Source organism: Burkholderia sp. Ac-20345 (assembly GCF_017104825.1).
GTDB classification, from domain to species: domain Bacteria; phylum Pseudomonadota; class Gammaproteobacteria; order Burkholderiales; family Burkholderiaceae; genus Burkholderia; species Burkholderia lata_B.
In genome coordinates this window covers 1-12346 of record NZ_JAAGPO010000251.1, presented here as the reverse complement: position 1 = coordinate 12346, position 12346 = coordinate 1, and the positions used below count along the sequence as shown (strand labels likewise).

Here is a 12346-nt window from a genome sequence, read left to right as displayed (position 1 = left end):
CCCGTTCGCGCGGCGGCGCAGGCATGCGGTCTGCAATACCGGGCTTAGGGATAGTCGCGATGTGGAATCGCGCCACCCCGGTACAATCGACCGAACAACAAGTCGAGGCAGCAACAGAACATGGAAGAGGACGACATCGTCTCCGGATGGGCCGAACGCGTCCGCGCAGCCAGCGCCGACGGCCGGCCGCTGCGGATTCGCGGCGGGGGCACCAAGGACTGGTACGGCCAGGCGCTCGAGGGCGAAATACTCGATACCCGCGGGTTTCAGGGTGTCGTGTCGTACGACCCGGCCGAACTCGTCGTCACGGTCCGCGCGGGCACGCCGCTCGCGCAGCTTGAAACCGTCCTCGCCGAGTGCGGCCAGATGCTGCCGTTCGAGCCGCCGCACTTCGGCCGCACGGCCACCGTCGGCGGCTGCGTCGCGGCCGGCCTCGCGGGGCCGCGGCGCGCCACCTGCGGCGCGCCGCGCGATTTCGTGCTCGGCGTCACGCTGATGAACGGCCGCGGCGAAATGCTGCGCTTCGGCGGCCAGGTCGTGAAGAACGTCGCCGGCTACGACGTGTCGCGGCTGATGGCCGGTGCGCTCGGCACGCTCGGGCTGATGCTCGACCTGTCGATCAAGGTGCTGCCGATGCCCGTCGCCGAAGTCACGCTGAAGTTCGAGATGACCGCGACCGATGCAGTGCGCAAGCTCAACGAATGGGGCGGCCATCCGCTGCCCGTCAGCGCGAGCGGCTGGCGCAACGGCACGCTCGTGCTGCGCCTGTCGGGTGCCGAAGCGGCCGTGAAATCCGCGAAGACGCTGCTCGGCGGCGAAGTCGTCGACGCGGTCGAGGCCGAGCGCTTCTGGGCCGGCCTGCGCGAGCATACCGACCCGTTCTTCAACGGCATCCCGCCCGGCTATGCGCTGTGGCGCCTCGCGCTGCCGTCGATCACCGAACCGATGCACCTGCCCGGCACCCAGCTGATGGAATGGGGTGGCGCGCAGCGCTGGTGGATCACCGACGCCGATGCGCAGACCGTGCGGATGAGCGCGAAGCAGGCCGGCGGCCACGCGACGCTGTTCCGCGCGGGCGACGCGTACGACCGCAGCGCGGGCGTGTTCACGCCGCTCCCCGCCCCGATGATGAAAATCCACCGCGGGCTGAAGGCCGCGTTCGATCCCGCGCGCATCTTCAACCGCGGCCGGCTCTACCCTGATCTCTGAGGGATCGATGCAAACGAACCTCGCCGATTTCATCCGCAATACGCCCGACGGCGACGAGGCCGACGCGATATTGCGCAAGTGCGTGCATTGCGGGTTCTGTACCGCGACCTGCCCGACCTACCAGTTGCTCGGCGACGAACTCGACGGCCCACGCGGCCGTATCTACCTGATCAAGCAGATGGTCGAAGGGGCGCCCGTCACGCGCAGCACGCAGCAGCACCTCGACCGCTGCCTCACGTGCCGCAGCTGCGAGACGACCTGCCCGTCCGGCGTCCAGTACGGCCGGCTCGTCGAGATCGGCCGCAAGCACGTCGAGGCGCAGGTGCAGCGCCCCGTGCAACAGCGCCTCGTGCGCCGCCTGCTCGCGAGCTTCGTGCCGAACGCCGCGCTGTTCTCGCCGGTGATGCGGCTCGGCCAGCACGTGCGTCCGCTGCTGCCGAAGCGGCTGCGCGACAAGGTGCCGCCGCGCACGCGGCTGCTCGAATGGCCGCACCACACCCATACGCGCAAGATGCTGATGCTCGGCGGCTGCGTGCAGCCGTCGATGCTGCCGAACATCAACATCGCGACCGCGCGCGTGCTGGACGCGCTCGGCATCGAGACGATCGTCGCGCCCGATGCAGGCTGCTGCGGCGCGATCCGCCTGCACCTGAATTACCACGACGAAGCGCTCGACGACGCGCGCCGCAACATCGACGCGTGGTGGCCCCATGTCGAACAGGGCATCGAGGCGATCGTGATGAATGCGTCGGGCTGCGGCGCGACGGTGCTCGAATACGCGCACCTGCTGCGCGATGACCCGGCCTACGCGGAGAAGGCGCAGCGCATCGTGTCGCTCACGCGCGACATCTCCGACGTGCTGCTCGCGTTCGAGGCCGAGCTCGCGACGCTCGCGCGGCGCCGCGCGATCCATACGGTCGCGTACCACCCGCCGTGCACGCTGCAGCACGGCCAGCAGTCGCGCGGCAAGGTCGAACGCCTGCTCGAGACGCTCGGCATCGACGTGCGGCTGCCGGCCGACAGCCATCTGTGCTGCGGGTCGGCCGGCACCTATTCGCTGACGCAGCCGTCGCTGTCGTACCGGTTGCGCAAGCAGAAGCTGCTGAAGCTGCAGGCGCTCGAGCCGCAGATGATCGTCTCCGGCAACATCGGCTGCATCGCGCACCTGCAGAGCGGCACGCAGATTCCGGTCGCCCACTGGATCCAGCTCGTCGAGCACCTGCTGTACGGCTAGGGCCCGTTCATGCGAATGACGGATGGACGCTGGGCCTCGCGCGCGGCGTCCGTATAATGGGCGGATCGATGCATCGCGTGCCGCGGCGCATCCGCTACATGCCTGCTTCCGTGCCTGCTTTCGTGCCCGTCATGTCCGATCTCGCCGCCCGCCTCGAATCCGTTCATCGCCGCATCGCCGACGCCGCCCGCGCGGCCGGCCGCGATCCCGCCACCGTGTCGCTGCTTGCCGTCTCGAAGACGTTTCCCGCCGACGACGTGCGCGCCGCGCATGCGGCCGGGCAGCGTGCATTCGGCGAGAACTACGTGCAGGAATCGATCGACAAGATCGACGCGCTCGCCGACCTGCGTGCAAACCTCGAATGGCATTTCATCGGGCCGCTGCAATCGAACAAGACGCGCCCGGTTGCCGAGCGCTTCGACTGGGTCCATTCGGTCGACCGGCTGAAGATCGCGCAGCGCCTGTCGGAACAGCGCCCCGCGCACCTGCCGCCGCTCAACGTGTGCGTGCAGGTGAACATCAGCGGCGAGGCGTCGAAGAGCGGCGTTGCGCCGGCCGACGTGGCCGAGGTCGCGCGTGCGGTCGCCGCGCTGCCGTCGCTGCGGCTGCGCGGCCTGATGGCGATTCCCGAACCGGCCGGCGACACCGAAGCGCAACGCGCGCCGCATCGTGCGCTGCGCGCACTGTTCGACACGTTGCGCGCCGATGGCCTGCCGCTCGACACGTTGTCGATGGGCATGTCCGCCGATCTCGACGCGGCCGTGCTCGAAGGCGCGACGATCGTGCGCGTCGGCACTGCGATCTTCGGCGCACGCGATTACTCGCACTGAGCGCCGCGCCCTTTCCGCCCTACCGTTCACTCACTTGCTCAATCGGACATCATGAAAATCGCATTCATCGGCGGCGGCAACATGGCCGCGGCCCTGATCGGCGGCCTGATCAAGCGCGGCGTTGCCGCTGACGGCCTGTATGCCATCGACGTCAACGAAGAGGTGCGCGCGCGCGCCGCCCAGCAGTTCGGCGTGCGCACCGGCGCCGCCATCGACGCGACGCTCGCCGACTACGACGCGATCGTGCTCGCGGTGAAGCCGCAGGTGCTGAAGGACGTCGCGCAGGCGCTCGCGCCGCACCTGAAGACGCAGCTCGTGATCAGCATCGCGGCCGGCATCCGCGGCAGCGACCTCGCGCGCTGGCTCGGCGACTACGCACGTATCGTGCGCACGATGCCGAACACGCCCGCGCTCGTCGGCATGGGCGTGACGGGCCTCGCCGCGCTGCCGGGTGTCGACGCGGCGGGACGCGAACTCGCGTCGAACGTGCTCGGCGCGGTCGGCGAGATCGTATGGTTCGACGACGAATCGAAGCTCGACGCCGTCACCGCGATCTCGGGCAGCGGCCCGGCCTACGTGTTCTATTTCATCGAAGCGCTGCAGGAAGCCGCGCGCCAGCTCGGCATGAACGACGAACAGGGCCGCGCGCTCGCGGTCGCGACGTTCACGGGCGCCGCGCAACTCGCCGCGCAATCGGGCGAGCCGGCGAGCGTGCTGCGCGAGCGCGTGACGTCGAAGGGCGGCACGACGGCCGCCGCGCTCGCGTCGTTCGACGCGCAAGGCGTGAAGGATGCGATCGTGCGCGGTGCACTCGCGGCCGAAGCGCGCGCAAAGGAAATGGGCGACGAGCTCGGCCGCGCGTAAGCGCATCCGCGGTGCCGGCCCGGCGCTCGCTGCGCTACACACGCCGGGCGCCCCGCCCCGTTACGCCGATTTGCACGAACAACAAAAAAGCGGCTCAGGCCGCTTTTTTGTTGGTGCCGCGTTCCGCACGGCATACCGCCGGCGGTGGACAGATCGAGAAACTCAGCTCCCTGCCAGCAGGTAATGCACGGCGATCCCGGCGAACAGCACGCCGCCGAGCCAGTTGTTGTGCCGGAACGCTGCGAAGCACGGCATCCGCTCACGGTCCTTGATCAGCGTGTAGTGATACAGCGCGCAGCCGACCGCCGCCGCCCAGCCAGCCCAGTACGCGAGGCTGAAGCCGAGCGTCACGCCGATCCACACGTAGATGCCGAGCGTCACCGCGTAGCACAGCATCACGGCTGCGACGTCGAAGCGACCGAACGTCAGCGCGGACGTGCGGATGCCGATCTTGATGTCGTCGTCGCGATCGACCATCGCGTATTCGGTATCGTACGCGACCGACCAGAAAATGTTCGCGGCCAGCATCACCCACGCGATCGTCGGCACCGTGTCCTGCACGGCCGCGAACGCCATCGGGATGCCGAAGCCGAACGCGATGCCGAGATACGCCTGCGGAATCGCGAAGAAGCGCTTCATGAACGGATACGAGCCCGCGACGAACAGCGCGACGACGGACAACTGCTTCGTCAGCGTGTTGAGCGGCAGGATCAGCAGGAACGAGATGAATGCGAGCCCGACCGCGATCGCGATGGCTTCCCACGCGCGGATCTTGCCCGACGTCAGCGGCCGGTCGGCCGTGCGCTTCACGTGGCGGTCGAAGTCGCGGTCCGCGTAGTCGTTCATCGCGCAGCCGGCCGAGCGCATCAGCAGCGTGCCGAGCGAGAAGATCACGAGCAGCGGCCAGCGCGGATGGCCGTCGGACGCGATCCACAGCGCGTTGAGCGTCGGCCACAGCAGCAGCAGGCTGCCGATCGGCTTGTCCATCCGGACGAGCCGCAGATACAGGGGAAAGCGGGCAAGCATGGCGAAGCACCGGGAAGATAACCCCGGCATTTTAGAGCCGAGCGGTGCTTCGCGTCATGTCGGCGCGGCCCGTGGCCGGTCGCGGCCGGATGCCAGCGCGCTATGAGCGCCCGCTGCACATGGCCAGGTCGGGCGATACGTCAATCAAGGGACAGAACCGGTGCACCGGCCCGGGCTCGGCCCGATGCGCGCGGATCAATCAGGGCCGGAGCCGCGTGCGCGGGCTTCCGCCAGCCTGCCGCGCGTTGCGCACCTACGCGAGCAACGACCGCAGCATCCACGCGGTTTTTTCATGAATTTGCAGGCGCTGCGTCAGCAGATCCGCGGTCGGCTCGTCGCTCGCCGCATCGGCAAGCGGGAAGATCGCGCGCGCGGTACGCACGACGGCCTCGTGCCCTTCGACGAGCTGGCGAATCATGTCTTCGGCCGCCGGCACGCCGTTCGCTTCCGGCACCGACGACAGTTTCGCGAAATCGCCGAAGGTACCCGGCGCGACGACGCCGAGCGTACGAATGCGTTCGGCAACCGAATCGACCGCGAGCCACAGTTCGTTGTACTGCGCCTCGAACATCAGGTGCAGCGTGTTGAACATCCGGCCCGTGACGTTCCAGTGGAAATTGTGGGTCTTCAGGTACAGCGTGAACGTATCGGCGAGCAGGCGCGACAGGCCTTCCGCGATCTTCCTGCGGTCCTTGTCGCTGATGCCGATGTTGATCTGGGCAGCGTGAGTCTTCCTGGTCATGTTCCGGACTCCTTATTCAATGAACCCGAGCAATGAAAACGAATCGGGCTACCTGCCTATTGATACCGCACTACCCGCATACACGTCTCGCCACTACGCGTGGCGCGTGAAACGCCGCGTTCAGGCGGCCGTAATCGCGTGCAGCGCCGCCGACGCCAGCTCGGCCGCACCGCCGATGACGATCGCGAATCCGACTACGTACCGCGCGATCTCGGCCGGCGACGCCAGTGCGGCGCGCATGTTCAGCATCATTTGCGTCATGATCGTCACTCCTTCAACGAAACTCAGGGTCTGAAAAAAACGGCCGGTCGGGCGACCGGCCGTTTCCCGTTACGGCATCACCGCACTACTGCACGGTGACGCTTACGCGAGGTCGAAGCGGTCGAGGTTCATCACCTTGTTCCAGGCCGCGACGAAATCGCGCGCGAACTTCTCCTTCGCATCCGCGCTGCCGTACACCTCGGCCAACGCACGCAGTTGCGCATGCGAACCGAAGATCAGGTCGACGCGCGAGCCGGTCCACTTGACCTGGCCCGTCGCACGATCGCGCCCTTCGAACACGTCGTTCGCGGCCGACACCGGCTTCCATTCCGTGCCCATGTCGAGCAGGTTCACGAAGAAGTCGTTCGTCAGCGCTTCCGGACGGTCGGTGAACACGCCCTGCTTCGCATCGCCGGCGTTCGCACCGAGCACACGCAGGCCACCGACGAGCACCGTCATCTCGGGCGCGCTCAGCGTCAGCAGTTGCGCCTTGTCGACCAGCAGCGCCTCGGCCGGCGTCTTGTATGCGTGCTTCAGGAAGTTGCGGAAGCCATCCGCGACCGGCTCGAGCACGGCCATCGCTTCGATGTCGGTCTCTTCCTGCGACGCATCCGCACGGCCCGGCGCGAACGGCACCGTCACCACGACGCCCGCGTTCTTCGCTGCCTGCTCGACGCCGGCCGCACCGGCCAGCACGATCAGGTCGGCGAGCGACACTTTCTTGCCGCCCGTCTGCGCGTCGTTGAACGCCTTCTGCACGCCTTCGAGCGTCGCGAGCACCTTCGCGAGTTCAGCCGGACGGTTCACTTCCCAGTCCTTCTGCGGCGCCAGGCGGATACGCGCACCGTTCGCGCCGCCGCGCTTGTCCGAACCACGGAACGTCGCAGCCGACGCCCATGCGGTCGACACGAGCTGCGACACCGACAGGCCCGATGCAAGCACCTTCGCCTTCAGCGCCGCGACGTCGGCGTCGTCGATCAATTTGTGGTCGACGGCCGGAATCGGGTCCTGCCACAGCAGATGCTCGGCCGGCACGTCCGGGCCGAGATAGCGGGCACGCGGGCCCATGTCGCGGTGCGTGAGCTTGAACCAGGCGCGCGCGAACGCGTCGGCGAACTCAGCCGGGTTGTCGTAGAAGCGGCGCGAAATCTTCTCGTAGGCCGGATCGAAACGCAGCGACAGGTCGGTCGTCAGCATCGTCGGGCGATGCTTCTTCGACGCGTCGAATGCATCCGGAATCACGTCGCCGGCGTCCTTCGCGACCCACTGGTGCGCGCCGGCCGGGCTCTTCGTGAGCTCCCACTCATAGCTGAACAGGTGCTTGAAGAAGTCGTTGCTCCACTGCGTCGGCGTCGACGTCCACGTGACTTCCAGGCCGCTCGTGATGGCATCCTTGCCCTTGCCCGTGCCGAACGTGCTCTTCCAGCCGAGACCCTGCTGCTCGAGGCCTGCAGCTTCCGGCTCGGCGCCGACGTTCGAGGCCGGACCGGCGCCGTGCGTCTTGCCGAACGTGTGGCCGCCCGCGATCAGCGCGACCGTCTCTTCGTCGTTCATCGCCATGCGTGCGAACGTTTCGCGGATGTCATGCGCGGCGGCGACCGGGTCGGGGTTGCCGTCCGGGCCTTCCGGGTTCACGTAGATGAGGCCCATCTGCACCGCGGCGAGCGGGCTTTCGAGGTCGCGCTTGCCCGAGTAACGGCTGTTCGGGCCGCCGCTCAGTTCCAGCCAGATCTTTTCCGAACCCCAGTAGACGTCGTCCGGTTCCCACGTATCGACACGGCCGCCGGCATAGCCGAAGGTCTTGAAGCCCATCGATTCGAGCGCGACGTTGCCGGTCAGGATCAGCAGGTCGGCCCACGAGATGTTGCGGCCGTACTTCTGCTTGATCGGCCACACCAGCCGGCGCGCCTTGTCGAGGCTCACGTTGTCCGGCCAGCTGTTGAGCGGCGCAAAGCGCTGCTGCCCGCCGCCCGCGCCGCCGCGGCCGTCGGCCGTACGGTACGTGCCGGCGCTGTGCCAGGCCATGCGGATGAACAGGCCGCCATAGTGGCCGAAGTCGGCCGGCCACCAGTCCTGCGACGTCGTCATCAGCGCGTGCAGGTCCTTCTTCACCGCCTCAAGGTCCAGCTTCTTGAACGCTTCGGCGTAGTCGAAATCCTTGTCCATCGGATCGGACAGCGCCGAATGCCGGTGCAGGATGTTCAGGTTAAGCTGATTCGGCCACCAGTCCTTGTTCGTCGTGCCGCCACCAGCGGTGTGGTTGAACGGGCACTTCGTTTCGTTCGACATGCGATTTCTCCTTGGCTTGCTCGTATGACTCCATCCGTTTGCTCCGGCGGCATGCCGGGCGCGGTGGGTGGAGTGTCATTGCGGGGATGGGAAACGGAACAGGTTGGTCCTCCTGTCGTACTACGGGATGTCGTGCGTGGCCTGTGACGCGCGCGCCCGCCGCGATGTGCCGCAGGCGGGACGCTCGGGGAACCGGCTACCGGCAGGCGTCGTGCCGGCGCTACGGGCGGTATTCCAGCTTTCGGACATGCGATGCTCCCTCATGGCTTGACGGCGGGGGAATCGGGGGAACACTGAACCGGCGCGCGGCGGCGTTCAGCCACCATACACACGGTCCGCCAGATACGCGAATGCAATCGGACGCAGGCTGCGAACCGCCGCCCTGGCGCGATGTACGACCGCGTCGCGCGACGGGATGTTCCGCTGCGCGTGCTGCAATACCGACCGCATCATGACATCCTCCTTTGGCGCTTGCATTCAACGTGCGGACCAGCCGTCGACACGACGCCGATCCATGTAGAGGATTTTATCTACAACTATCGTTTATTTGAATTTGATAAATTTCATCTATGCGATAGAGAAAAATAAACGGGGCCGCAAGACCCCGTTCATCGTACTGCCACACGCGCGTGCGCAGCGTGCTCAGTTCATCGTCGCCGGCATGTCGAGCTTCGCGACGCCCGGCAGGTCGCACGCGGCAATCGCGTCGCTGATCGCGTCGATCGCGGGCATCCGGGTGAAGCTCTTGCGCCACACGAGCACCACGCGGCGGTCGGGCACCGGCTCGTTGAACGGCACGTACGACAGCAGTTCGGCGTCGGGGCCGTTCGCGCGCGGGCCGACCTCGGCGACCGACATCCGCGGCAGCACCGTGATGCCGACGCCGCTTGCGACCATGTGGCGGATCGTCTCGAGCGACGAGCCCTCGAAGGTCTTCTGGATGCCGTCGGCGGTCTGCGAGAAGCGCATCAGTTCCGGGCACACGCCGAGCACGTGATCGCGGAAGCAGTGGCCGTTGCCGAGCAGCAGCATGGTTTCCTGCTTGAGATCCTCGGCGTCGATTTCCTCGCGCTTCTCCCACGGATGGCCGGCCGGCAGCGCGACGACGAACGGTTCGTCGTACAGCGGGCGCACCATCAGGCCGGTTTCCGGAAACGGCAGCGCCATGATCGCGGCGTCGATCTCGCCCTGCTTCAGCAGTTCGAGCAGCTTCAGCGTGTAGTTTTCCTGCAGCATCAGCGGCATCTGCGGGACACGCTGGATCATCTGCTTGACGAGCGTCGGCAGCAGGTAGGGCCCGATCGTGTAGATCACGCCGAGGCGGAACGGGCCGACCAGCGGGTCCTTGCCCTGCTTCGCGATCTCCTTGATCGCGAAAGTCTGCTCGAGCACGCGCTGCGCCTGCGTGACGATCTGGTCACCGATCGGCGTCACGCTCACTTCGCTCGCGCCGCGTTCGAAAATCTGCACGTTGAGCTCGTCTTCGAGCTTCTTGATCGCCACCGACAGCGTCGGCTGGCTCACGAAGCATGCTTCGGCCGCGCGGCCGAAATGCCGTTCGCGCGCGACCGCGACGATGTATTTCAATTCAGTCAGCGTCATTGTGGGTCAATCAGAGATATACAGGCGATAGGTTTAATTTATACACCCTGTGGCACCGGTTCGCCAAGTTTCTCTGCATCGGAATGCTTCAAACGGCGGTTTCAAATCCGGCCCCGACCCGCGGATCAGGCCTTCAGATACTGCTCCCGCGCGCCGAGCCAGCGCGCGAGATGCTGCGTGACGATCTCGGGATACGCGGCAATCAGCCGCGTCGCGGCTTCGCGGGCCGGATCGATCAGCCAGCCGTCGGTCTCGAGGTTCGCAAAGCGCAGCATCGCCGCGCCCGACTGGCGTGCGCCGAGGAATTCGCCGGGGCCGCGGATCTCGAGGTCGCGCCGTGCGATCTCGAAGCCGTCGGTCGTCTCGCGCATCGTCTTCAGCCGCTCGCGGCCTGTGAGCGACAGCGGCCCCGTGTACAGCAGCACGCACACCGACGCCGCGGTGCCGCGCCCGACCCGGCCACGCAGCTGGTGCAGCTGCGCGAGGCCGAAGCGTTCCGCGTGCTCGATCACCATCAGCGACGCGTTCGGCACGTCGACGCCGACCTCGATCACGGTCGTCGCGACGAGCAGCTGCACGTCGTTGCGCGTGAACGCTTCCATCACGGCCGCCTTGTCGGCCGGCGACAGCCGCCCGTGCACGAGCCCGACCTTCAGCTCCGGGAGCGCGGTGGCCAGCGTCTCGTAAGTCTCGACGGCCGTCTGCAGCTGCAGCGTCTCGCTCTCCTCGATCAGCGGGCACACCCAGTACACCTGGCGCCCGGTCAGCGCGGCCTCGCGCACGCGGGCGATCACCTCCTCGCGCCGCGCATCGCCGACGAGGCGCGTCAGCACGGGCGTGCGGCCCGGCGGCAGCTCGTCGATCGTCGAGACTTCGAGATCCGCGTAGTACGTCATCGCGAGCGTGCGCGGAATCGGCGTGGCCGACATCATCAGCTGGTGCGGCTGGAAGTCGCGCGCGCCGTTGGCCGCGTTCGCGGCCTTGGCACGCAGCGCGAGCCGCTGCTCGACGCCGAAGCGGTGCTGTTCGTCGACGATCACGAGGCCGAGCCGCGCGAATTCGACCGTGTCCTGGATGATCGCGTGCGTACCGATCACGAGCTGCGCGGTGCCGAGCGCGGCCGCCTCGATCGCCGCGCGCTTCTCCTTCGCCTTCAGGCTGCCCGCGAGCCACGCGACCGTGACGCCGAGCGGCTCGAGCCATGCGCGCAGCTTGCGCGCGTGCTGTTCCGCGAGGATTTCCGTGGGCGCCATCAGCGCGGCCTGGTAGCCAGCGTCGATCGCCTGCGTGGCGGCCAGTGCCGCGACGACCGTCTTGCCGCTGCCGACGTCGCCCTGCAGCAGGCGCTGCATCGGGTGCGCGAGCGTCAGGTCGCTCGCGATTTCGTCGACGACGCGCGCCTGCGCGCCCGTCAGCGTGAACGGCAGCGCCGCGTAGAGCCGCGTCGTCAGCGCACCGGCGTCGCTCGCGGTGAGGCGCGGCATCGCGGGCGCCGCGCGCGTGCGGCGCTCCTCGTGCGCGCGCTTGAGCGACAGCTGCTGCGCGAGCAGCTCCTCGAACTTGATGCGCGTCCACGCCGGATGCGAGCCGTCCATCAGCGCGGCTTCGTCGGAATCGACGCGCGGGTGGTGCAGGATGCGCACGGCCTGCTCGAGCGTCGGCACGTCGAGCGGCAACAGGTAGTCGCGCTGGATCTCGGGCGGCAGCAGCTCGGGCAGCGGCGTGCGCTCGACCGCGTTCTCGATCGCCTTGCGCAGATAGGCCTGCGACACGCCGGCCGTGCTCGGATAGACGGGCGTGAGCACCTGCGGCAGCGGCGCATCGGCTTCGACGACGCGCACCGCCGGATGCACCATCTCCATCCCGAAGAAGCCGCCGCGCACGTCGCCGCGCACGCGCAGGCGCTGGCCGACGGCCATCTGCTTGACCTGCGAGCCGTAGAAATTCAGGAAGCGCAGCACGAGGTGCTCGCCATCGTCGTCCTGGATCTTCACGACCAGTTGGCGGCGCGGCCGGTATGCGACCTCGTTGTCGAACACGACGCCTTCGGCCTGCGCGATGCCGCCCGGCAGCAGCTCGCCGATCGGCGTGAGCGTGGTTTCGTCCTCGTAGCGCATCGGCAAATGCAGCACCAGATCGATCGAGCGCGTGAGGCCGAGCTTCGCGAGCTTGTCGACGGTCTTCACGGGCTTGTCGGCGGCCGGCTTCTTCTTGCGCTTCGCGCCGGCCGCGCCCGCTGCGTCGCTCGCCGCGGCGCCGTCGACATCGGCATCGGGCGCCGCGGCAGCT

10 protein-coding genes are annotated in these 12346 nt (G+C 67.7%); 4 read left to right on the top strand and 6 right to left on the bottom strand.

The window, feature by feature from the left end; genetic code table 11:
- Nucleotides 1–120 precede the first annotated feature (120 nt).
- The 4 genes from glcE to proC all read left to right on the top strand — a co-directional run bounded on the left by glcE (nucleotide 121) and on the right by proC (nucleotide 4137).
- Nucleotides 121–1209 carry a glycolate oxidase subunit GlcE gene (gene glcE / locus G3O06_RS42685; RefSeq protein WP_174968363.1) on the top strand — a complete coding sequence of 363 codons (1089 nt, stop codon included), beginning with the start codon at nucleotides 121–123 and terminating at the stop codon, nucleotides 1207–1209.
- Between the two features lie 7 nt (nucleotides 1210–1216).
- Nucleotides 1217–2443, top strand: coding sequence for a glycolate oxidase subunit GlcF (gene glcF, locus G3O06_RS42680; RefSeq protein ID WP_205819661.1), 1227 nt, complete (start codon nucleotides 1217–1219; stop codon nucleotides 2441–2443).
- Between the two features lie 131 nt (nucleotides 2444–2574).
- Nucleotides 2575–3273, top strand: a complete 699-nt coding sequence (locus tag G3O06_RS42675) for a YggS family pyridoxal phosphate-dependent enzyme (RefSeq protein WP_174913530.1) — start codon at nucleotides 2575–2577, stop codon at nucleotides 3271–3273.
- Nucleotides 3274–3324: 51 nt separating this feature from the next.
- Nucleotides 3325–4137, top strand: a complete 813-nt coding sequence (gene proC / locus G3O06_RS42670) for a pyrroline-5-carboxylate reductase (protein ID WP_174968360.1) — start codon at nucleotides 3325–3327, stop codon at nucleotides 4135–4137.
- Nucleotides 4138–4299: 162 nt separating this feature from the next.
- Here proC and ubiA read toward each other — a convergent pair whose 3' ends face one another.
- The 6 genes from ubiA to recG form a co-directional block, all read right to left on the bottom strand.
- Complete coding sequence (gene ubiA, locus G3O06_RS42665) at nucleotides 4300–5163, bottom strand: 4-hydroxybenzoate octaprenyltransferase (protein ID WP_205819659.1); 864 nt, start codon at nucleotides 5161–5163, stop codon at nucleotides 4300–4302.
- A gap of 253 nt (nucleotides 5164–5416) precedes the next feature.
- Nucleotides 5417–5905 (bottom strand): Dps family protein, encoded by a 489-nt coding sequence (locus tag G3O06_RS42660; protein ID WP_205819658.1) that lies wholly within the window; start codon nucleotides 5903–5905, stop codon nucleotides 5417–5419.
- A gap of 120 nt (nucleotides 5906–6025) precedes the next feature.
- The gene (locus G3O06_RS42655; protein ID WP_174999944.1) at nucleotides 6026–6166 is read right to left on the bottom strand and encodes a hypothetical protein; all 141 of its coding nucleotides are present in this window, start codon (nucleotides 6164–6166) and stop codon (nucleotides 6026–6028) included.
- Between the two features lie 102 nt (nucleotides 6167–6268).
- A complete protein-coding gene (katG, locus tag G3O06_RS42650) occupies nucleotides 6269–8455 on the bottom strand; it encodes a catalase/peroxidase HPI (RefSeq protein WP_205819657.1) in 2187 nt (728 codons plus the stop codon).
- A 642-nt stretch (nucleotides 8456–9097) separates the two neighbouring features.
- Nucleotides 9098–10057, bottom strand: coding sequence for a hydrogen peroxide-inducible genes activator (locus G3O06_RS42645; protein ID WP_174913439.1), 960 nt, complete (start codon nucleotides 10055–10057; stop codon nucleotides 9098–9100).
- Nucleotides 10058–10182: 125 nt separating this feature from the next.
- Nucleotides 10183–12346 (bottom strand): ATP-dependent DNA helicase RecG (gene recG, locus G3O06_RS42640; protein WP_241020528.1); only part of this gene is annotated, 2164 nt, incomplete at its 5' end.

Coding starts and splice junctions, on each gene's coding strand:
- G3O06_RS42660 (WP_205819658.1), bottom strand. CDS start 5,905: ATGACCAGGAAGACTCACGCTGCCCAGATCAACATCGGCATCAGCGAC.
- glcF (WP_205819661.1), top strand. CDS start 1,217: ATGCAAACGAACCTCGCCGATTTCATCCGCAATACGCCCGACGGCGAC.
- ubiA (WP_205819659.1), bottom strand. CDS start 5,163: ATGCTTGCCCGCTTTCCCCTGTATCTGCGGCTCGTCCGGATGGACAAG.
- glcE (WP_174968363.1), top strand. CDS start 121: ATGGAAGAGGACGACATCGTCTCCGGATGGGCCGAACGCGTCCGCGCA.
- proC (WP_174968360.1), top strand. CDS start 3,325: ATGAAAATCGCATTCATCGGCGGCGGCAACATGGCCGCGGCCCTGATC.
- G3O06_RS42645 (WP_174913439.1), bottom strand. CDS start 10,057: ATGACGCTGACTGAATTGAAATACATCGTCGCGGTCGCGCGCGAACGG.
- G3O06_RS42675 (WP_174913530.1), top strand. CDS start 2,575: ATGTCCGATCTCGCCGCCCGCCTCGAATCCGTTCATCGCCGCATCGCC.
- G3O06_RS42655 (WP_174999944.1), bottom strand. CDS start 6,166: ATGACGCAAATGATGCTGAACATGCGCGCCGCACTGGCGTCGCCGGCC.
- katG (WP_205819657.1), bottom strand. CDS start 8,455: ATGTCGAACGAAACGAAGTGCCCGTTCAACCACACCGCTGGTGGCGGC.